We start from the raw sequence: 21324 nt of genomic DNA on the forward strand, positions 1-21324 counted from the left end.
AAGTCGCCGGCGGCATAAAGCGTTCGTGTCAACTGATTCACAACAGGATGGCTTTTTTGAAGCGGCCCTGCAACAAATTCGGCCTGCCGCTATCAATTAACGCGTTCGATGCAGAAATCGATCACTTCGAGAAGTGCTGATTTCCATGGCGTTTCCGGCAATGGTGCCAGAGCGTCGCGGGCGATGGTGCCATAATGGACAGCCCGGGCGATTGTGTCGGCAAGCGCGCCATATTTCGTGATGAGCCCCAGGGCCTTCTCGAGATTCTTGTCGCTGTTATTGCCGGTTTCGATGGCGTCACGCCAGAAGGCGCGCTCTTTTTCGGTGCCACGGCGATAGGCGAGGATCACCGGAAGCGTGATCTTGCCTTCGCGGAAATCGTCGCCGACATTCTTGCCGAGATCTGCAGCCTTGCCGCCGTAATCGAGCGCATCATCGACAAGCTGGAAGGCGAGGCCGAGATTGGTGCCATAGGATTTCAGCGCATTGCGCTCCGCCTTGCCGGCGTTGGCGACGATCGGACCGACTTCGGCCGCGGCGGCAAAGAGCGCTGCGGTCTTGGCGCGGATGACCGAGAGATAATCGTCCTCGGTCGTTTCCATGTTCTTGGAGACCGACAGCTGCAGCACTTCGCCCTCGGCGATGACGCAGGCGGCAGAAGACAGCACGTCGAGTGCGTCGAGCGAGCCGACTTCCACCATCATGCGGAAGGCCTGGCCGAGCAGGAAGTCGCCCACGAGCACGCTCGCCTGGTTGCCCCAGATCATGCGGGCGGTGGATTTGCCACGGCGCAGATCGCTTTCGTCAACCACGTCGTCATGCAGCAAGGTTGCCGTATGCAGGAACTCGACCGAGGTCGCGAGCTTGATGTGATTGTCGCCCTGGTAATTGTAGAGTGCCGCCGAGGCGATGGTCAGCATCGGCCGCAGGCGCTTGCCGCCAGACGAGATCAGATGCTCCGCGACCTCGGGAATCATCTGTACATCGGAGCCGGCTTTCGACAGGATGAGCTGATTGACGCGTTCCATGTCCGCCTTGGTCAGATCCACCAAAGGCTTGATGGATGCCAGTTTATTCTTGCTTTCTTCCAGCGGTATCACGACGCCCAACGATCCGGACTCCTGTTCATTTTCTGCAAAGCACCATAAGAAGGGGCGAAAGAGGCGGCAAGAGGCGAATTGTCTCGTCGCGTAAATTTGACAGGAAACTCAAGGCTTATGCACGAACTGATCCGCACGAATGATCCGGTCCTTCTTTCTTTTGCGGAGAGCCTGATGAAAGACGCCGGAATTCATTGCTTTGTCGCGGATCAGGCCATGAGCATTCTGGAAGGCTCGCTCGGCATGTTGCCGCGCCGTTTTCTGGTGGAAGAGGAGCGTGCCGATCAGGCACGGCGCATTCTCGTCGATGCCGGTCTCGGAGACGAGCTGCGCCCTGCGCGCAGCTGAGGTCGGTCATGGCCGATAGTCCTTCCGAAACCATCGACGCCTTCCATCGAGGGGCATTCCATATTGTCCAGCCGAAGGGCAGGGGGCATCGTTCCGGCATGGATGCCATGCTGTTGGCCGCTCTCGTGGCTGACGAACGGCCCATCAGGGTCGCCGATCTCGGCGCCGGCGCAGGTGCCGCCGGCATGGCAGTGGCGTCGCGGGTCGACCGGGCGGAGGTGGTGCTGTTCGAGCGTTCGCCCGACATGGCCGAATTTGCCCGCAAGAGCCTGCTGTTGCCGGAAAATGCCCGCTTTGCCGGGCGTGTGGCGGTCATCGAAGCCGATGTGACGCTGACTGGCAAGAATCGCAACGAGGCAGGCTTGATCGACGACAGCTTCCATCATGTCATCATGAATCCGCCTTTCAACGATGCGAGCGACCGGCTGACGCCCGATGCGCTGAAGGCCGAGGCACATGCCATGACCGAGGGGCTGTTCGAGCGGTGGATACGCACGGCCGGCGCCATCATGATCCCCGGCGGCCAGCTGTCGCTGATCGCCCGGCCGGAATCGATCGGCGAGATCATCGCCGCCTGTGGCCGGCGTTTCGGCGGCATCGAGATCACGCCGATCCATCCGCGCGAGGGCGAGAATGCGGTTCGCATCCTGGTGACGGCGATCAAGGGATCGAGGAAGCGGCTGGGTCTGCGCGCGCCGCTGATCATGCATGGCGAAGGAACTCATAAATTCACCGATTTCGTCGATGATATGAACAATGGCCGCGCCGCCTATGCGCGCAAATAGCGCTTCCCTTTCGTCATTTGGCACATGAAATGTGATCGGCGATGTTGCGTTTGCCGTTTCCGTGCATACATCACGGGCAGTGAACTTCATGATTCAAGGTGACGAATGGTTGGGTTTTTGAGACGCATGCTTCCGAAGCGGTTTCGCAAGGAAAGGCTGGTCATACCCGTCGTTCGGCTGAGCGGTGTCATTTCGGCGGGCGGTGGCCCGCTGAGGCAATCGCTCAATCTCGCAGGCGTCTCGCAGGCGTTGGAAAAGGCTTTCGACATGAAGACCGCGCCGGCCGTCGCCATCGTCGTCAATTCGCCGGGCGGCTCGCCGGTGCAGTCGCGCATGATCTATAACCGCATTCGCGACCTGGCCGTTGAGAAGAACAAGAAGGTTCTGGTCTTCGTCGAGGATGTGGCAGCGTCCGGCGGCTACATGATTGCGCTTGCGGGTGACGAAATCATCGCCGACCCCACTTCGATCGTCGGTTCCATTGGGGTCGTCTCCCGCGGCTTCGGCTTTCCGGAGCTGCTGAAGAAGATCGGCGTCGAGCGCCGTGTCTATACGGCCGGCGCGAACAAGGCGATCCTTGATCCCTTCCAGCCGGAGAAGGAAAAGGACATCGAATATCTGAAGAGCCTGCAGCTCGAGATTCACAAGGTCTTCATCGACATGGTGCTCGAGCGTCGCACGGGAAAGCTCTCAGCCGACGAAACCGTGTTCTCCGGCCTGTTTTGGACAGGCAGCCGCGGGTTGGAGCTCGGCCTGATCGACGGTCTCGGCGACATGCGCCAGGAATTGCGGAAGCGCTTCGGCGACAAGGTCAAGCTGACGCTGGTCACCACGCCGCGCAGCCTTTTCGGCCGTCGCGCCCCCGGTGTTTCGCTCTCGGGCATGGACGGCCTCGGCGCGAGCCTTGCATCCGGGCTTGCCGAAGCGGCAGAGGAAAAGGCATTGTGGGGCCGGTACGGATTGTAATCGGGAGCGCTGGGTAATGCCCCAGATCATCTTTTTCATCGTCGCCGTCGGCGGCATCTGGTTCTTGTATCGGCGTTTCGTCCGCGACGCTCAGCGGCTTGCCGAAAAGTCCCGTCGCGCCGAAACGGAGCGGCGCACGGGTGCGATCGGGACGCTGGTCAAGGATCCGAAGACGGGAGAATACCGCGTCAAGCGGGAGGATGAGTAGCACGGACAAAGCAGGGCGGCGTCAGCTGGCTTCGGAGAAAGTGAAATCTTTCTACTTGAACTTTCCCGCCAATTGGAAATTTGATCGCGATGAAGCCAATATGCGTAGCGATCATTCGGATCTCAGCGTCGTTTTTCCACCCGTGACATCCAATCCGCTCCCGCGTAGCTGATGCAGAGAATGTGGACGACCTGGGTCGCATCATCTACCGTGAAGCATACGACCGCCTTTTCTGAGGCGGGAATTGCTCTCAGCTTTGGCCCAATATCGGTACGCACCGTGCCTATATGTGGAAAGTCGGCGAGCTTATCGATGAATTCTGTGATTTAATCGGCTTTTGCCAGCCCGATTTCGATACCTGCATAACTGGAAATGAAATCGACGATGTCGAAGAGATCGCTTTCGACAAGCGGATGCTTGGTTATCGCATAACGCATGGGCTGACTTACTTGGCGTATTTCTGGCGCAGCCGATCTTTCACTCTGGACGCCATTTCCTTGCCGTCCCAAGGGAGCCACTGATCATCAGGCAATTCCATACGCCGGCGAATTTCATCCGCCATGCCGGTCACTGCATCATCGGTCGCGCCGTCATGATGGGTGATCTGGTCAATCTGCTCGATGGCCGCTTCAACGAGGCTGGAAATAGACGGAAATGCGCCTTCCTCGACCATCTTTTCCGCAAGACGGAGATGGCGCTCAGACAGTGTGATTTCGGTCTTGACGTTCATTATCTTCTCCAAGGCGGCGCGGAGACGCATAGCCATATCTATACGTCATCTCTTGACCCTTGTCTTCCATCGTGGCACCTGTCGCGCCAATCCACATCAAGCAGATAGTAGCGGATCCCATGACTGCCAACGTGCCCGACCACATGAACCCGAAGCGCTCCTTTCAGGCGTTGATCCTGACGCTGCACAATTACTGGGCCGACAAGGGTTGCGCGGTTCTGCAGCCCTACGACATGGAAGTCGGTGCCGGCACGTTCCATCCGGCGACCACGCTGCGCGCGCTCGGCCCGAAGCCCTGGCGGGCTGCCTATGTGCAGCCGTCGCGCCGCCCGTCCGACGGCCGTTATGGCGAAAACCCGAACCGCCTGCAGCACTATTATCAGTATCAGGTCATCCTGAAGCCCAATCCGCCGAACCTGCAGAAGCTCTATCTCGGCTCGCTGAAGGCGATCGGCCTCGATCCGCTGTTGCACGACATCCGCTTCGTCGAGGACGACTGGGAAAGCCCGACGCTCGGCGCATGGGGTCTTGGCTGGGAATGCTGGTGCGACGGCATGGAAGTGTCGCAGTTCACCTATTTCCAGCAGGTCTGCGGCATCGAATGCGCGCCGGTTGCCGGCGAATTGACTTACGGTCTGGAACGTCTGGCCACCTATGTCCAGGGCGTCGACAGCGTCTACGATCTCAATTTCAACGGCCTCGAAGGCGAAGACAAGATCAGCTACGGCGATATCTTCCTGCAGGCCGAACAGGAATATTCCCGGCATAATTTCGAATATGCCAATACCGAGATGCTGCATCGCCATTTCATCGATGCCGAGAAGGAATGCCAGGCATTGCTGGCCGCCGGCGCCCCTGGCGACAGCGATAACCAGCGCCTGCACAAATGCGTCTTTCCGGCCTATGACCAGTGCATCAAGGCGAGCCACGTCTTCAACCTGCTCGATGCCCGCGGTGTCATCTCGGTGACTGAGCGCCAGAGCTACATCCTGCGCGTACGCACGCTTGCCAAGGCTTGCGGCGAGGCCTTCCTCCTGACCGATGCCGGCGGCATCAACTGGAACCAGCAGGCCGCCTGAGCCTGAACTACGATCGGAGCGCGTATGCGCGCGCTCCTTAGATCATGGTTCATGGAGCATCTTCCTTGAGCAATCGCGAATGTAATTCCTCTGATTGGGCTGCTTTCACCCGATTTTGGGCGATTATTGCGGTAAATGCCGGGTGACATTGCGAAAAAATCTGCCTAGTGTCCCGGCGGTTGCAGTCGCCATGGGGATTCGAGATGTACATTCTTCTAGCGATCATAGTGCTGGCAGCACTCTATGTGGTCTTCATCTACAACGGGCTTGTTCGTTCCCGCCAGGTTGCGGAAGAAGCATGGTCCGGCATTGACGTGCAGTTGAAGCGCCGCGCCGATCTAATTCCCAATCTGGTCGAGACGGTCAAAGGCTATGCCGGCCATGAGAACAAGACGCTTGTGGAAGTTACCCAGGCGCGTGCCGCGGCCCAGGCCGTGCCCGCTGGCGATGTTGCCGGTCGTGCCGCTGCCGAAGGCATGCTCAGCCAGGCGCTTGGGCGCCTGATGGTCGTCTCCGAAGCCTATCCCGACCTGAAGGCCAATACGGGTTTCGTCGAGCTGCAGCAGTCGCTGGAGACGACGGAAAACGAGATCCAGATGTCGCGCCGCTATTACAACGGTGCCGCGCGCGATCTGAACGTCAAGGTCGAGACCTTCCCCAACAATCTCATCGCCGGCCCCTTCGGCTTCGTCAAGAAGGCCTATTTCGAGATTACCAATGAGGCGGATCGCGCCGTTCCCACGGTAAAGTTCTGAGATTACCGCTATCGGTTTTTCGTGTGAGGCGGTAAAGGAAGCCGCTTGGCGGCCGATGGCCGCCTACTTGATTGACCTGAAAAGCGGCCATCGGCCGCCTTCCTGACTGACCAAAGAGAATGATGATGGGTAGAGCCAAACTCACGATTATCCCGCCTGGCAAGCCGCTCACCGGCCGCGCCATGCCGCCGGGATCGAAGTCGATCACCAACCGCGCACTGCTGCTCGCCGGCCTTGCCAAGGGTACGAGCCGGCTGACCGGTGCGCTGAAGAGTGACGATACCCGCTATATGGCCGAAGCGCTGCGCGCCATGGGCGTCGTCATCGACGAGCCGGATGCAACGACCTTCATCGTGACCGGCAGCGGCAAGCTGAAGGCGCCGTCCGCGCCGCTTTTCCTCGGCAATGCCGGCACGGCGACCCGCTTCCTGACGGCCGCCGCAGCACTGGTCGACGGCAAGGTCGTGGTCGATGGCGATCAGCACATGCGCAAGCGGCCGATCGGCCCGCTGGTCGATGCGTTGCGTTCGCTCGGCATCGACGCATCGACGGAAACCGGTTGCCCGCCTGTGACGATCAACGGCACCGGCCGCTTCGAGGCAAGCCGCGTGCAGATCGATGGCGGCCTGTCCAGCCAGTATGTCTCCGCGCTCCTGATGATGGCCGCCGGCGGTGACCGCGCCGTCGATGTCGAGCTGCTCGGCGAGCACATCGGCGCCCTCGGCTATATCGACCTGACGGTTGCCGCCATGCGTGCCTTCGGCGCCAAGGTGGAGCGCGTGAGCCCCGTTGCCTGGCGCGTCGAGGCCACCGGTTACCATGCCGCCGATTTCCTCATCGAGCCGGATGCCTCGGCCGCGACCTATCTCTGGGCGGCGGAAGTGCTTGGTGGCGGCAAGATCGATCTCGGCACGCCGGCCACGGAATTCTCGCAGCCGGATGCGCGAGCCTATGATTTCATCTCGAAGTTCCCGCACCTGCCCGCCGTCATCGACGGCTCGCAGATGCAGGACGCCATTCCGACGCTTGCGGTTCTCGCCGCTTTCAACGAAACGCCCGTGCGCTTCGTCGGCATCGAGAACCTTCGCGTCAAGGAGTGCGACCGCATCCGCGCGCTGTCGAGCGGCCTGTCGCGTATCGTCCCGAACCTCGGCACCGAGGAGGGCGATGATCTGATCGTCGCTTCCGATCCCAGCCTTGCCGGCAAGGTCCTGCCGGCCGAGATCGACAGTTTTGCCGATCATCGCATCGCCATGAGCTTTGCGCTTGCCGGCCTGAAGATCGGCGGCATCACCATTCTCGACCCGGACTGCGTCGCCAAGACCTTCCCGTCCTACTGGAACGTGCTGGCTTCGCTCGGGGTCACCTACGAAGACTGACGCTCTGCCATCCCAGGGAAAGGCGGGGCGCGGAAGCATTCTTGACGTGAGGCGGCGCCGGCAACGGCGCCGCGCTATCTCTTGGGGGAGCGATGACACGGTTTTGCGGGTTCTTCCTGGCTTTGTGCCTGCTGCTTTGCGCAACCGCGGTAACGGCGGCCGAACTCATCGCCAATTTCGATCAGGCGATCGCCCTGCATCGCGACGGTTCGATGCGGGTGGTCGAAACCATCGCCGTGAATGCGGAAGGGCGTGATATCCGCCGTGGCATCTTCCGCGATTTTCCGCTGACATTCACCGATGCCAACGGCCGCACGACCGAGGTGGATTTCAAGGTCGTCTCCGTCGAGCGTGACGGTCAGCCGGAGGATTGGCGCAGCGAGCGCATCCAGGGTGGTGAGCGCATCTACATCGGCAACGCCGATCGTATCCTGAACCCAGGCCCGCATACGTTCCGTATCACCTATGATACTGACCGGCAGATCCGCTACTTCGACGATCACGAAGAACTCTATTGGAACGTGACAGGCAATGGCTGGCTGTTTCCGATCATCAATGCCAGGGCGACCGTCACCTTGCCTGATGGTGTCCAGCCCCAGCAACTCGCCTATTTTACCGGACCTCTCGGCGCTCACGGCAAGAACGCAAGTGCGAGCGCACAGGGAAATATCGTCACCTTCGCAACGACCCGGCCGCTCGCCATGGCCGAAGGCCTGACCATCGCCGTCAAGCTTGCCAAAGGGACGATCGCGCCGCCGAGCGGCACCCGACAATGGAGCTGGTTCCTCCGTGATCATATCGATACCATCATCGCCATTGGCGGTTTGATCGTCCTTTTCATCTACTACATGCGCAGCTGGGTGAGGGTCGGGCGCGATCCGCCGCCGGGCGTAATGGTTCCGCGCTGGGACCCGCCTGAAGGCATTTCGCCGGCTTTGGTGAATTATATCGACAACAAGGGCTTCGCCAGTTCCGGTTGGACCGCACTGTCGGCCACGGCGATCGATCTCGCGGTGCGGGGCTATGTCGTTCTTGATGATCTGAAGGAGAAGGTTGTCATTCGGCCCACCGGCAAGGCGGCGGACAGCAATCTGGTCGGTGGCGACAAGGTGCTGATGCAGGCTATTGGTCCATTTTCTCCGCTTGTCATCGGCAAGGAAAACGGCGAGGCGGTGCAGCAACTCGGCTCGAAGTTCCGTAGCGCCATCGAGCGCGACCATCGCGATGAATACTACAAGGCCAATGCGCTCTACATCATTGTCGGCGTTGCTCTGTCGGTCCTGATTCTGGCATGTATCATCATCTTCGGTCGTCTGCATGAAAATGTGGTGCCGCTAATCCTGGCGCCCGGTTTCCTGTCGATCTTCGTTACGATCTTTGCCAGCATGATTGGTCGCAGATTTCGCCGTCATAACGCCGGTCTCGGTCAGCGAATTCTCTCCGTCCTGATCAGCGTCTTCTTCGGCTTCATCCTGGTATCTTTTCTCGTCAATGCCGTTGCGCCCGCTGTCGTGCCGTTATGGGAGGCGGGCGAGCTGCCGTTGACGGCAGGCATCGTCGGCATTTTCGCCCTCAACGTCGTCTTCTATTTTCTGATGGGCGCGCCGACGCCGCTCGGGCGCAAGATGATGGACGGCATCGCCGGTCTCAGGCAATATCTGACGCTCGCCGAACGCGACCGCATGAACATGCAGGGCGCGCCGCAGATGTCGCCGCAGCATTTCGAAAAGCTGCTGCCCTATGCGGTCGCACTCGGCGTCGAAAAGCCCTGGTCGAGCGCCTTCGAGAATTGGCTTGCCACGGCAGCCGGTGCGAGCGTGGCGGCTGCCTATGCGCCGCTCTGGTATTCCGGCAATTTCAGCCCCGGCAATATCGGCGGAACGATCGGCGACTTCTCATCGTCAATGGCATCCACCATCGCATCCACCATTCCCGCCCCGGTATCGAGCTCTTCCTCCGCATTTGGCAGTGGGGGCGGCGGTGGTGGTGGTGGATCCTCCGGTGGCGGTGGCGGCGGTGGAGGCGGCGGCGGTTGGTAGTTACACACCTCCCCCTTGAGGGGGGAGGTCGCCGCGAAGCGGCGGGTGGGGGTGACTGTTGTCTGGCTATGGAGGTTGCCGCGATCAACCCACCCCGGCCTTCGGCCGACCCTCCCCCTCAAGGGGAGGGTGTTGGGAGCGGCGCTATCTCAAGTGATATGGGTCTTTAATGCCCAATAAGCCCTCCAAGCTCGACCGCTTCAAAATCGCCAACAGCCGCCGCCTGCGCGCGGGCGCCACCGATGCGGAAGCCAAGCTCTGGAGGCATTTATGGCGCATCCCTATCGAAGGGACACATTTTCGCCGACAGGTTCCAATCGGACGCTATTTCGCTGATTTCGCCTGTCATCAGATCGGTCTCATTATCGAGCTCGACGGCAGCCAGCACACAGAGGCACCGGCAAGGCGTTATGACGCTGACCGAACGTCCTATCTCGAAAGCCAAGGTTATCATGTCATAAGATTCTGGAATGCCGAGGTCATGGATGAGATCGAGGCTGTTCTGGATACGATATTTGCCATTGTGCAGCAGCGGCAAATTTTGCTAGCAGAGGCCGACCGTTTTCACGCCACTCCGGCACGCCGTGCCGACCCTCTCTCTCAAGGGGAGGGTGAGGAACCTTGACATGCCCGATCTCCTGCTCGAACTCCGCTCCGAGGAAATTCCCGCCCGTATGCAGCGCAAGGCTGCCGGCGATCTGAAGAAGTTGGTGACCGATGCCCTGGTCGAAGCGGGTCTTTCCTATGAAGGTGCCAGGGAATATTGGACGCCCCGCCGGCTGACGCTCGATATTCGCGGCCTGACGGCGCGCTCGGCCGATGTGCGCGAGGAGCGCAAGGGACCGCGCACCGACGCCAATGAAAAGGCGATCGAGGGCTTTTTGCGCGGCGCAGGCCTTGCGTCCATTTCCGAAGCGCAGGTGCAGAGCGATCCGAAGAAGGGCGATTTCTACGTCGCGATCATTTCCAAGCCGGGTCGTTCGGCTGAGGAAATCGTCGCTGCCGTGATGCCGGATATCGTCAGAAATTTCCCCTGGCCCAAATCCATGCGCTGGGGCAAGGCATCCGCCAAGCCCGGCTCGCTGCGCTGGGTGCGCCCACTGCAGTCGATCATCTGCACCTTCGGCACCGAACATGAAGAGACCGTCGTCATCCCCTTCGAGATCGACGGCATCGTTGCCTCCAACGTCACCTACGGCCATCGCTTCCATGCGCCTGATGCGATCACGGTCAAGCGGTTCGAGGATTATGTCTCGAGCCTGGAAAAGGCCAAGGTCGTTCTGGATGCCGAGCGCCGCAAGGACATCATCCTGCATGACGCCCGCGATATCGCCTTTGCCAATGGCCTCGAGCTGGTTGAGGACGAAGGCCTCTTGGAAGAAGTGTCCGGCCTGGTCGAGTGGCCGCAGGTGCTGATGGGCTCCTTCGAGGAAGACTATCTCTCGATCCCCTCGGAAATCATCCGCCTCACCATCAAGACCAATCAGAAGTGTTTCGTCACCCGCCCGCAGGTGGGAGAGACGCTGTCCAACCGTTTCATTCTCATTTCCAACATCCAGGCGACGGATGGCGGCAAGGAAATCATCCACGGCAACGGCAAGGTCGTACGCGCCCGCCTGTCCGACGCGCTGCATTTCTGGAAGCGCGACCAGGGCGATCTGCCGGATCTCGAAACGCTGGAAGCCGCCGCCGCCAAATTCGGGCTCGACCTGAAGAAGCCGCTCGATCAGCGCATGGCGAAGCTTGATGCGCTTGGTGTTACCTTCCATGCCAAGCTCGGCAGCCAGGGCGAGCGTGTCACCCGCATTCGCGCGCTTGCCGCAGAACTTGCCAAGATCACCGGCGCCGATCCCGCTCTGGTCGACCGCGCCGTCGTGCTGGCCAAGGCCGACCTGCGCACCGAAGCCGTCGGCGAATTCCCCGAGCTTCAGGGCCTGATGGGCCGCAAATATGCGGTGCTGCAGGACGAGAATGCCTCGGTCGCCGCCGCGATCGAAGATCACTACAAGCCGCAAGGTCCATCCGACCGCGTGCCCGAAGATAAGGTTGCCATCACGGTCGCGCTCGCCGACAAGCTGGATACGCTCGTCGGCTTCTGGGCGATGGACGAGAAGCCGACGGGGTCGAAGGACCCCTTCGCGCTACGCCGTGCTGCCCTCGGCGTCGTGCGCATCCTCCTGGAGCGGGGCGTGCGCCTGCCGCTGCTGGAGGTGATCGAGGCATGGATTGAAAATGCAACCGAAGAGGTCACATTCGCACGATCACCTGCAAGTGGTGAGCTGGAAATCGACCTGCTGGCCTTCTTCCACGATCGCCTGAAGGTCTACCTGCGCGATCTCGGCGCACGCCATGATCTGATCGATGCGGTGCTGACGCCGGAGACCGACGATCTGCTGATGATCGCCCGCCGCGTCGAGGCCCTGACGGCCTTCATCACCTCCGAAGATGGCAAGAACCTGCTCGCCGGAACCAAGCGCGCCACTCAGCTTCTGGCCGCGGAAGAGAAAAAGGGCACGGTTGTTGCCGACAGCGTTTCGGAAGCGCTGCTGAAGCTCGATGCCGAAAAGCATCTCTTCGCCGCCGTCAAGGCCGCCTCCGCCGAGGCCTCCGAGGCGATTGCCAAGGAAGACTTCCGCTCGGCCATGGCAGCCCTTTCCAAGCTGCGCGCGCCCGTCGACCGCTTCTTCGAAGACGTCCTCGTCAATGACGAAGACGCCGCCATCCGCGCCAATCGTCTGGCGCTCCTGCGCCTGATCCGCGAGGCAACGGGCACGGTCGCTGACTTCTCGAAGATTGCGGGATAGGCATGGAGGCGCGATGACCGGAAAGATCCTCGTCAGCGCCTGCCTCATGGGCCATGCCGTCCGCTATGACGGCCGTTCCAAGCCGCTCATCCATCCGGTGATTGATCGCTGGCGCGAGGAGGGGCTGTTGGTAACGATCTGTCCGGAAATGTCTGCGGGCATGGCTGTGCCCAGGCCGCCGGCCGAAATCGCGGGCGGAGCCACCGGTGAGGACGTGCTTGCCGGCACAGCGTGCGTCCTGGAGAATACCGGCGGCGATGTTACAGCCGAATTTTTACAGGCAGCCGAAAATGCGCTGGCGCTCGCTAAGGAAACCGGCTGCGGCTATGCCCTGCTGATCGATGGCAGCCCATCCTGCGGCTCGGGCTTTATCTATGACGGCACATTCTCCGGCGCCCGGCACACCGGCCAGGGCGTCACGGCGGCGCTGCTCAAGCAGGCCGGTATTGAGGTCTATTCCGATCGCGAGATTGACAGGCTGGTCGAGCGTCTGAAGGCCACAGATTGAAGCAACCAATCGGAACTTAAACGAAAACCGCCGGACATGGGCCCGGCGGTTTTGCTTTTCTGATTTATCCAGCTTAGGCAGCCCGGCGACGATGATCCATGGCCGGATGGCCGTCGTTGACACGGAAGCCACGGATGAGCGCCAGCAGATCTTCCGTATCGGCGGCGAGCGTCTCGGCCGAGGCCGTCGTCTCTTCCGCCATGGCGGCATTCTGCTGGGTCGCGGCATCGAGCTGGTTCATCGAAGAGGAGATCGAGCGCAGCGTCGTATCCTGCTCGGAGGCGCTGTGGGCGATCTTCGAGACGATTTCGTTGGCAGCCTTGATCTGGTCGGAGATGCGCTTCAGCGCCTCGCCTGCCTCACCGACAAGGCGGACGCCCTGGTCGACCTGACCGGAGGAGCGGGCGATCTGATCCTTGATCTCCTTGGCGGCTGCCGCGGAACGCTGGGCCAGTTCGCGCACTTCCTGGGCGACGACCGCAAAGCCCTTGCCGGATTCGCCGGCGCGGGCGGCTTCGACACCGGCGTTGAGTGCCAAGAGGTTGGTCTGAAAGGCGATCTCGTCGATAACGCCGATGATCTTGCCGATCTCCGACGAAGATTTCTCGATGCCGCTCATCGCTTCGATGGCCTGGGCAACCACGGCATCGCTGCGCGAAGCCTCGGTGCTGACGGCGTGAACACGCTTGCTGGCCTCATGTGCGCCTTCCGCCGTCTGGCGGACGGCGACGGTCAGCTCGTCCAGGGCTGCCGAGGTTTCTTCCAGGCTGGCGGCCTGGCGCTCGGTGCGCTGCGAAAGCTCGTTGGAGGCGCGACGAATTTCCTCCTTGCTGAGGCCGATGTCGTTGCCCTTGGAATTGACGCGGCCCATGGCTGCTTCCAGATGCGACAGTGCCTCGTTGAAGTTGTTGCGCAGGCCTTCGTAACCCGTACCGAGATCGCTACAGCGTATGGTCAGGTTCCCCTGGGCGAGGTCTTCGAGCGCCCTGCCGATAACGGAGACGACACGCGCCTGCTCACGGGCTTCGTCCTGCTGCTGGCGCTGGTTCTGCTCGCGTTCGCTGCTGATCTCCAGTTCCTGAGCGGCCTGGCGATCCGCCAGGATATGGCGTTCGCGGATCTTTTCCTGCAGCGCCTGCGTCGCCTTGGCCATCAGGCCGATTTCATTGCGCATATCGGCATGGGGGATGCTCACCTTGACGTCCTCGTCAGCCACTGCCTTGAGGGCGGCGTGAACCTCGGCAAGCGGTCTCGTTATGCCGCGAATGAAGTAGAGGGCCGCACCGATACCGATGACGAAGACAAGACCGCAGATCAGCAGCGCCCGCCACATCGTCGCGTTGATCTGAGCCTGCAGGTCGTCCATGTAGACGCCGCAGCCGAGCACCAGCTGCCAGGGAGCAAAGGCGGCGGAATAGCTGCCCTTCAGGAAGAACTCGCTATCGGCATGGCCGGGCTTGTTCCAGTAATAAATCGTCCGGCCGCCGCCCTTGATGCCCTTTTCGACCATTTCCTTGCTGAAATGGGTGCCGTTCTTATCAACCTGCGAGGACATGTCCTTGCCGATATTGACAGGGCTCGGGTGAATGCGTTGTACGACATTGTAGTCGAAGCCGAAGAGATAGCCGGCCGGCGCAAAACTGACATGCGACAGCAGCTTGAAGGCCTCCGCCTGAGCGGCCTCATGCGTCATCTCGCCGGATTTTTCACGCTGATAGTATTGGTCCAGAACGGATATGCCGGATTCGACCTGCGTGCGCAGCATATCGAAGCGGTCGTCATAGATGGAATCGGCCTGCGACCGGATCTGAAAATAAGTGGCCACGGCAAAGGCGGCCATCAGGACGCCGAGCAGGGCAAATAATTGATGTGCGATCTTGAGATTTTTCATAACGTCTCCCACAGGTAATTGAATACCGGTGCGGTATCCTACCGCCTGTGCGATCGCCTGAGAGAACCTCAATACGCTTGCCGCTGCTCGAAATGACATGCTGCTGTCCGGTGGGCAGTAAAATCGCTTTTTATGTCTAAGAAACCTTTAATTATAGGGGGTTGGTTGTATTTCTGGAAACTTGAAACCGAAGATATGCTTCTTCTGGATAAGTAATATTTATTTTTATTTGTACATAACTATGAAGCCAACTGCAGTGCCTGACTAATGATTTAGTATTTTAGAATATTATCAGAATATATATTTCTTTGATATCTCGGTGATGACTGATCATCCATCGAGACATCGGCAGATCTTCATGGGAGGCAGACTGTGCTGTTATTGGCGCAGCTGGAAGGTGGAAAGATCGAGCGGTGCGGTCGCTGGAAGGGTAGAAATTTGCGACAGAGCTGCGGTCGTTGCCGTCATGTCGATGCCATCGGCGGGCTCGCCCGCCGCAGCCAGGGCTTCCGGCGTCGGCTTGCTGACGAACATGACCGGGGAGCCGCCCATCCAGGCCTCGGTGCGCACGACCTTTTTCTCGCCGTCAACAGTGCGGATGACGACCGATTGTGTGCCCGGCGTCAGCGTCGGAACGGTGTATTCCTTCTCGGCCGTCTTCAGCGCCAGGGGAGGGCAATTGGCGCAGCTCTTCTCGATGATGTTGCCGTCACCGCGATGCGCCCTGCTGTCTATGGACTGAATCGACGAGGCCAAGGCGGTACCGCCGGCCAATACGCATGCCAAGGTCAGAAGCAAGGAACGCATAACAACAACTCCGTCTAAGTTGACGAAGACATTAGCAAGCCTTTGTTTCCATACCGTCAGGAGATTAGGTAAAAATTTAATGGATGGCCGAATGCGGTATAGGCGCGATGTTTACGACTCGCGCTCGACTGCACGCCAGCCAATGTCGCTGCGGCAAAAGCCGTTTTCCCATTCAACCTTGCCGGCAAGGGCATAGGCACGCTTCTGCGCCTCGCCGACTGTCGTGCCGGTCGCAGTCACGTTGAGCACCCGGCCGCCCGTCGCCACCAGCGCTCCGTCCTTCAAGGCTGTGCCGGCATGAAACACTTTTGCCCCTTCGCCATCGGCCGGCAGTGAAGCGATCGGCGTGTTCTTGGCGTAGGAGCCTGGATAGCCTTTTGAAGCCATGACCACGGTCAGTGCGGCCTCGTCGCTCCATTCGGCACTCACCTGGTCGAGGGTGCCGTTGGCGCAGGCAAAGAGCAGCGGCAGCAGGTCGCTCTTCAGGCGCATCATCAGTACCTGGCATTCCGGATCGCCGAAGCGGACATTGTATTCGATCAGTTCAGGACCCTTGGCGGTGATCATCAGTCCCGCAAAGAAGATGCCGGAGAAGGGATAGCCGCTTTCCGCCATGCCGCGCATCGTCGGCTCGATGATCTCCTTCATCGTGCGTTCGACCATCTCCGAGGTCATGACGGGAGCAGGGGAGTAAGCCCCCATGCCGCCGGTATTCGGTCCTGTGTCGCCATCACCGACGCGCTTGTGGTCCTGGGCCGTGGCGAGTGCCAGAGCGTGCTTGCCGTCGCAAAGGCAAAAGAAGCTTGCTTCCTCGCCGTCCAGAAAGGCTTCGATCACCACTTCCGCGCCGGCTTCGCCGAACGCACCTTCGAAGCAGTCGTCGATGGCGGCGAGCGCTTCCTCGACCGTCATGGCGACTGTAACGCCTTTGCCGGCAGCAAGCCCGTCGGCCTTGACGACGATCGGCGCTCCCTGTGCACGGACATAGGCCTTCGCCTTCGGGCCATTGTTGAAGCGCTGGTAGGCGCCTGTTGGAATGTCGTAGCGGGCGCAGATATCCTTGGTGAAGCCCTTGGATCCCTCGAGCTGGGCCGCATCTGCGGAAGGGCCGAACACGGCGATGCCGGCAGCGCGCAGGGCATCTGCGATGCCGGCGACCAGCGGCGCTTCCGGTCCGACCACGACGAAGTCGATGGCCTTCTCCTTGCAGAATGCGACGACCGCGTCATGATTATCGATATCGAGTGCCGCGAGCTTTGCATGTTCGGCGATGCCGGGATTGCCGGGTGCGGCATAGAATTCCGTCATGAGTGGCGATTGCGCCAGCTTCCAGGCCAAAGCGTGCTCGCGTCCGCCCGATCCGATCAACAGAACTCTCATGGCTTGCCCTCTTGTTGCATCCATTTGCGCGGTTAAGCGGGGTTGGGCCAAAGGTCAAGCGTCAAATCCTGTGGAGGCGTGGCCGCCAACATTGCGTTGCCTTTTTATGTCGCTAAAGCGGGTATGGTTTTGGACGCGAGACCGCCGCTCCCCTGCCGGATCGGCATGGTCCGCGTCGAAAACTGCTTCTTATGCCAGCGGGATCGTGCTTATGGTCCCCTAACCTTTGTCCAGTTCAGAGAGTCACATGGCCGCCGATATTCGTTCCCTTGCCGCAACCATCGCCGCCGAGATCAATTCCCGCCCGGAGCAGGCCAAGTCCGCCATCGAGCTTCTCGATGAAGGCGCGACGGTGCCGTTCATTGCCCGCTACCGCAAGGAAGTGACCGGTGGTCTTGATGACGGGCAGCTGCGGACGCTGGCGGAGCGCCTCGTCTATCTCCGTGACCTGGAAGCTCGCCGCGCTGCCATCATCGAGTCCATCACCGGCCAGGGCAAGATGACCGACGAGCTGATGGGCAAGATCACCAAGGTTGGCACCAAGGCCGAGCTGGAAGATCTCTATCTGCCCTACAAGCAGAAACGCCGCACGCGCGCCGAGATCGCCAGAGAGCGCGGCCTCGGTCCGCTTGCAGAAACCATCCTCACCGATCGCTCGAAAGAGCCCGCCGCTCTCGCCGAGGGCTTCATCACGGCCGATGTGGCCGATGTGAAGACAGCGCTCGAAGGCGCGCGCGATATCATAGCCGAAGGTATTGCCGAGAATGCCGATCTGCTCGGCAAGCTGCGCGGCTACATGAAGACGAATGCCACGCTGAAGGCGGCCGTCGTGGACGGCAAGCAGGAGGCCGGTGCCAAATTCTCGGACTATTTCGCGCATCAGGAGCGGTGGGCAACTGCACCGGGCCATCGGGCGCTGGCGATGCTGCGCGGCTGGAACGAAGAGTTCCTGACGCTGACAATCGATATCGACGTGGATACCGCCTCGCCGAGCAAGCCTGTGGAGCGCATGATTGCCACCGCCTACGAGATCGGCCCGAGCAAGCCAGGCGACCGATGGCTGATGGATGTCGCCAGCTGGACATGGCGGGTGAAGCTTTCCATGTCGCTGTCGCTTGATCTCATGCGGGAGCTGCGCGAACGCGGCGAGGAAGAGGCAATCCACGTCTTCGCCCGCAACCTGAAGGATCTGCTGCTGGCAGCGCCCGCCGGCTCGCGCGCCACCATGGGTCTCGATCCCGGCATCCGCACCGGCGTCAAGGTCGCCGTTGTCGACGGCACGGGCAAGCTTCTGGAGACGACGACAGTCTATCCCTTCCCGCCAAGGAACGATGTGCGCGGCACGCAGGCGACGCTGGCGGCGCTCGTCCGCAAGCACAAGGTCGAGCTGATTTCCATCGGCAACGGCACCGGCAGCCGCGAAACGGAAAAGCTGGTCACCGATATGCTGGCCGAACTGCCCGCACCGAAGCCGACCAAGGTCATCGTTTCGGAGGCCGGCGCATCGGTCTATTCCGCCTCGGAGACCGCGGCGCTGGAATTTCCCGGCCTCGACGTTTCGCTGCGCGGCGCCGTCTCCATTGCGCGCCGCCTGCAGGACCCGCTGGCCGAGCTGGTGAAGATCGAACCGAAGTCGATCGGTGTCGGCCAATATCAGCACGATGTCGACCAGCTGAAGCTGTCGCGTTCGCTGGATGCCGTTGTAGAAGACGCGGTCAATGCGGTCGGCGTCGATCTGAACACGGCCTCGGCGCCGCTGCTCGCCCGTGTCTCCGGCCTCGGCCCATCGATCGCCGATGCGATCGTCAAGCACCGCGACGGCGAGGGGCCTTTCGCAAGCCGCAAGGATCTGCTGAAGGTCGCCCGCCTTGGCCAGCGCACTTTCGAACAATGCGCCGGCTTTCTGCGCATTCCCAACGGCAAGGAGCCGCTGGACGCCTCCTCGGTGCATCCGGAAGCCTATGGTGTGGCCAAGAAGATCGTTGCCGCCTGCGGGCGCGACCTGCGCAGCCTCATGGGTGACGCTGTGGCGCTGAAGGCGATCGATCCGCGCCAGTTTATCGACGACAAGTTCGGTCTACCAACAGTGCGCGACATCATTGCCGAGCTGGAAAAGCCGGGCCGCGATCCGCGCCCGAGCTTCAAGACTGCGACCTTCGCCGAGGGCGTCAACGAGATCAGCGATCTCAAGCCCGGTATGCTGCTTGAGGGAACGGTCACCAATGTCGCCGCCTTTGGCGCCTTCGTGGACATTGGCGTCCATCAGGACGGTTTGGTGCATGTCTCGCAATTAGCCGATCGCTTCGTCAAGGATCCGCATGAGGTCGTCAAGGCCGGCGATGTCGTGAAGGTGAGAGTGGTCGAAGTCGACGTGAAGCGGAAGCGAATCGCCCTCTCCATGCGCAAAGATGGCAGCACTGTGGCGGCGCCTTCCGGACGTGAGTCGCGCGAGCAAGGTGGTGCGCGCAACGCTGGGGTTAGAAGCAATAGCCGGCCAAAGGCCGAGGAACGGGGTAGTTTTGGTGCTGCCTTGGCGGAAGCAATCAAACGAAAATAAGGACTTAGCGAGAGATTATGCAAGAATGTCACACCCTGTCACAGTTGTTGTCAGAGTGCCAATCACAGCGAAAAGCTGATCTTGCCACAGGACTGTGAGGCGCTAAAGTCTGCCTTAATGTCATGTCATAACATTCGAGGCGTCCATGGCGTCGGCACTTCTATCTCTCGTCAAGAAACTCATCCGTAAAGGTTCGCTGAAAATCACGCTCGCTTCCGGCGAGACGCAGGTGATCGGCGACGGCACCGGCGAAACCATCGTCGTGCGCATCGCTGATCAGCAGGCGGAGGACGCGATTGCGCGCGATCCGACCTTGAAGCTCGGCGAAATGTACATGGAAGGACGCTTCATACTGGAGCAGGGGGATATCTATGAATTCCTCTCCCTGGTGAAGCAGAACACCACCAACGAAATCTTCGACCTGCGCATGGCCGCCCTGCTCATGGGGCGCATCGTCTGGCAGCAGCTCAAGAGCCGCTCACCGATCAATCGCAACAAGTACAATGTTGCGCATCACTACGATCTGTCGGCCAAGCTCTTCGATCTCTTCCTCGACGAGGACTGGCAATATTCCTGCGCCTATTTCAATCCGCCGGGCATCAGCCTGTACGAGGCGCAGGTTGCCAAGAAGCGCCATATCGCCGCCAAGCTCTTGGTCGAGCCCGGTCAGCGAGTGCTGGAAATCGGCTCCGGCTGGGGCGGCATGGCGATGTATCTTGCCGAAGCCTATCCCGGTCTCGATGTCACCGGCATCACCTTGAGCGAAGAACAGCTGAAGGTCTCGCGTGAACGCGCCGCCAAGCGCGGCCTGTCCGATCGCGTGCGCTTCGAGCTGCAGGATTACCGCTATCTCAAGGGAAAGAAGTTCGACCGTATCGTTTCGGTCGGCATGTTCGAACATGTCGGCATCGGCGATTACCGCAAGTTCTTCAACAAGGTATCCGAGTTGCTCGACGATAACGGTGTCATGCTACTGCATTCGATCGCGCGTCCGAAGCCAAGCTTTGCGACGAATGCCTTTATCGAGAAGTATATCTTCCCGGGCGGCTATATTCCGTCGATCGGCGAGACCACGCCGCCGCTGGAAAAGGCAGGTTTGTTGTCCAGGGATATCGAAACCCTGCCGATGCACTATGCCTACACGCTGCGGCATTGGCGGAACAACTTCGTGGCGCGCAAGGCCGAGGCCGTTGCGCTCTATGACGAGAATTTCTTCCGCATGTGGGAATTCTACCTGGCCGGTTCCGAAATGGGCTTCCGCTGGGACGAGCTTTTCATCATGCAGATCCAGATCGCCAAGAACCAGTTCGCCGTTCCTGATAACCGTAATTACATTGCGGAACGCGAGGCGAAGCTGAAGGAATTCGAGGCAACGCGTGCGCCGCTGGAGAAGATAACGTTCTAAACGGTCAATTGCCGTTCTTTTCGCTGCGCCGGCCCCTGGGTTTCCAGGGGCCGGCGTTTGTATTTCAAAATCATTTTCCGACGTGAACGACGAATGTTCCGTCTTGCACCGTGCCGTCTGTGTTCAATCCAGTCAGGCGAATGGTGAATTGATCGGTGCCCGCGAAGCCCGGGTTCGGCGTGTAGAAAATGATGTTTCCCTGAACGGTTTTGCCGCTGCATATGAAAGCAGGGCTGTCCTTCGCAAATTTCGCGGCGACAGGACCATGTTCGACATCGACTTTGCCATGAGCTGGCTCTTTGACAACGCCGGTATAGGGGAAGCCCGCAAAGGTGCAGTCCTGCTTTACCAGCGAGGTGCTCGTGATTTTTGTTTTCTTGCCGGGGGCGATCCTGCTTGAAAAATGGCTTTGCTTCGCGCCCCCGATCGGTGCGCTGACGCAACCTGACAGTGCAACGCCAATGCCGAGGAACAGGCCTAGGGAAATCAGGGATGTTGTCTTCATTTGTTTCTCTTCTGCAGGATCCGGGGCTTTGAATGATCATGCGCTGCAGCACGCAGGTGACCATTACCTATGATTGAG

At 60.3% G+C, this 21324-nt stretch carries 19 protein-coding genes; 13 read left to right on the forward strand and 6 right to left on the reverse strand.

The window, feature by feature from the left end:
* Positions 1 to 92: 92 nt before the first annotated feature.
* Positions 93 to 1109 (reverse strand): polyprenyl synthetase family protein, encoded by a 1017-nt coding sequence (locus tag A6U86_RS00220; protein WP_068384747.1) that lies wholly within the window; start codon positions 1107 to 1109, stop codon positions 93 to 95.
* A gap of 108 nt (positions 1110 to 1217) precedes the next feature.
* On the opposite strand from A6U86_RS00220, the gene A6U86_RS00225 reads away from it, so the two are divergent.
* The 4 genes from A6U86_RS00225 to A6U86_RS00240 all read left to right on the forward strand — a co-directional run bounded on the left by A6U86_RS00225 (position 1218) and on the right by A6U86_RS00240 (position 3407).
* Entirely contained in the window at positions 1218 to 1448 is a 231-nt protein-coding gene (locus tag A6U86_RS00225; RefSeq protein WP_068384750.1) for a DUF2007 domain-containing protein, read from the forward strand.
* A gap of 8 nt (positions 1449 to 1456) precedes the next feature.
* A complete protein-coding gene (locus A6U86_RS00230; RefSeq protein WP_068384753.1) occupies positions 1457 to 2233 on the forward strand; it encodes a tRNA1(Val) (adenine(37)-N6)-methyltransferase in 777 nt (258 codons plus the stop codon).
* A gap of 105 nt (positions 2234 to 2338) precedes the next feature.
* Positions 2339 to 3199, forward strand: coding sequence for a S49 family peptidase (locus A6U86_RS00235; protein WP_068384759.1), 861 nt, complete (start codon positions 2339 to 2341; stop codon positions 3197 to 3199).
* Between the two features lie 16 nt (positions 3200 to 3215).
* Positions 3216 to 3407: an NfeD family protein gene (locus A6U86_RS00240; protein ID WP_068384762.1), complete on the forward strand. Its 192-nt coding sequence runs from the start codon at positions 3216 to 3218 to the stop codon at positions 3405 to 3407.
* 445 nt (positions 3408 to 3852) lie between these two features.
* On the opposite strand, the gene A6U86_RS00250 is transcribed toward A6U86_RS00240, so the two are convergent.
* Complete coding sequence (locus tag A6U86_RS00250) at positions 3853 to 4137, reverse strand: hypothetical protein (protein WP_068387579.1); 285 nt, start codon at positions 4135 to 4137, stop codon at positions 3853 to 3855.
* 119 nt (positions 4138 to 4256) lie between these two features.
* Here A6U86_RS00250 and A6U86_RS00255 point away from each other — a divergent pair, with 119 nt between their 5' ends.
* From A6U86_RS00255 to A6U86_RS00285, 7 genes are all read left to right on the forward strand, one after another.
* Positions 4257 to 5216 carry a glycine--tRNA ligase subunit alpha gene (locus A6U86_RS00255; RefSeq protein WP_068384767.1) on the forward strand — a complete coding sequence of 320 codons (960 nt, stop codon included), beginning with the start codon at positions 4257 to 4259 and terminating at the stop codon, positions 5214 to 5216.
* A gap of 203 nt (positions 5217 to 5419) precedes the next feature.
* Positions 5420 to 5971 (forward strand): LemA family protein, encoded by a 552-nt coding sequence (locus A6U86_RS00260; RefSeq protein ID WP_068384769.1) that lies wholly within the window; start codon positions 5420 to 5422, stop codon positions 5969 to 5971.
* A gap of 122 nt (positions 5972 to 6093) precedes the next feature.
* On the forward strand, positions 6094 to 7350 hold the full coding sequence (locus tag A6U86_RS00265) for a 3-phosphoshikimate 1-carboxyvinyltransferase (RefSeq protein WP_174070521.1): 1257 nt from the start codon (positions 6094 to 6096) through the stop codon (positions 7348 to 7350).
* A gap of 92 nt (positions 7351 to 7442) precedes the next feature.
* Positions 7443 to 9389 (forward strand): DUF2207 domain-containing protein, encoded by a 1947-nt coding sequence (locus A6U86_RS00270; protein WP_068384771.1) that lies wholly within the window; start codon positions 7443 to 7445, stop codon positions 9387 to 9389.
* Positions 9390 to 9558: 169 nt separating this feature from the next.
* Entirely contained in the window at positions 9559 to 10014 is a 456-nt protein-coding gene (locus tag A6U86_RS00275; protein ID WP_083196700.1) for an endonuclease domain-containing protein, read from the forward strand.
* A gap of 1 nt (position 10015) precedes the next feature.
* On the forward strand, positions 10016 to 12193 hold the full coding sequence (gene glyS / locus A6U86_RS00280; protein WP_068384772.1) for a glycine--tRNA ligase subunit beta: 2178 nt from the start codon (positions 10016 to 10018) through the stop codon (positions 12191 to 12193).
* A gap of 13 nt (positions 12194 to 12206) precedes the next feature.
* On the forward strand, positions 12207 to 12701 hold the full coding sequence (locus A6U86_RS00285) for a DUF523 domain-containing protein (protein WP_068384775.1): 495 nt from the start codon (positions 12207 to 12209) through the stop codon (positions 12699 to 12701).
* Between the two features lie 73 nt (positions 12702 to 12774).
* Here the strand turns inward: A6U86_RS00285 and A6U86_RS00290 are convergent, their stop codons facing one another.
* The 3 genes from A6U86_RS00290 to purD all read right to left on the reverse strand — a co-directional run bounded on the left by A6U86_RS00290 (position 12775) and on the right by purD (position 16779).
* A complete protein-coding gene (locus tag A6U86_RS00290) occupies positions 12775 to 14592 on the reverse strand; it encodes a methyl-accepting chemotaxis protein (RefSeq protein ID WP_068384778.1) in 1818 nt (605 codons plus the stop codon).
* Between the two features lie 378 nt (positions 14593 to 14970).
* Complete coding sequence (locus A6U86_RS00295; protein WP_068384781.1) at positions 14971 to 15399, reverse strand: plant virulence effector HPE1-like domain-containing protein; 429 nt, start codon at positions 15397 to 15399, stop codon at positions 14971 to 14973.
* A gap of 111 nt (positions 15400 to 15510) precedes the next feature.
* The gene (gene purD / locus A6U86_RS00300; RefSeq protein ID WP_068384784.1) at positions 15511 to 16779 is read right to left on the reverse strand and encodes a phosphoribosylamine--glycine ligase; all 1269 of its coding nucleotides are present in this window, start codon (positions 16777 to 16779) and stop codon (positions 15511 to 15513) included.
* Positions 16780 to 17026: 247 nt separating this feature from the next.
* On the opposite strand from purD, the gene A6U86_RS00305 reads away from it, so the two are divergent.
* Together A6U86_RS00305 and A6U86_RS00310 are read left to right on the forward strand one after the other, a co-directional pair.
* Positions 17027 to 19336, forward strand: coding sequence for a Tex family protein (locus A6U86_RS00305; protein ID WP_068384787.1), 2310 nt, complete (start codon positions 17027 to 17029; stop codon positions 19334 to 19336).
* A gap of 145 nt (positions 19337 to 19481) precedes the next feature.
* The gene (locus A6U86_RS00310) at positions 19482 to 20741 is read left to right on the forward strand and encodes a cyclopropane-fatty-acyl-phospholipid synthase family protein (RefSeq protein ID WP_068384790.1); all 1260 of its coding nucleotides are present in this window, start codon (positions 19482 to 19484) and stop codon (positions 20739 to 20741) included.
* 70 nt (positions 20742 to 20811) lie between these two features.
* On the opposite strand, the gene A6U86_RS00315 is transcribed toward A6U86_RS00310, so the two are convergent.
* The gene (locus A6U86_RS00315; protein ID WP_068384792.1) at positions 20812 to 21246 is read right to left on the reverse strand and encodes a hypothetical protein; all 435 of its coding nucleotides are present in this window, start codon (positions 21244 to 21246) and stop codon (positions 20812 to 20814) included.
* Positions 21247 to 21324 lie beyond the last annotated feature (78 nt).

Source organism: Rhizobium sp. AC27/96 (assembly GCF_001692325.1).
Taxonomy (GTDB): domain Bacteria; phylum Pseudomonadota; class Alphaproteobacteria; order Rhizobiales; family Rhizobiaceae; genus Rhizobium.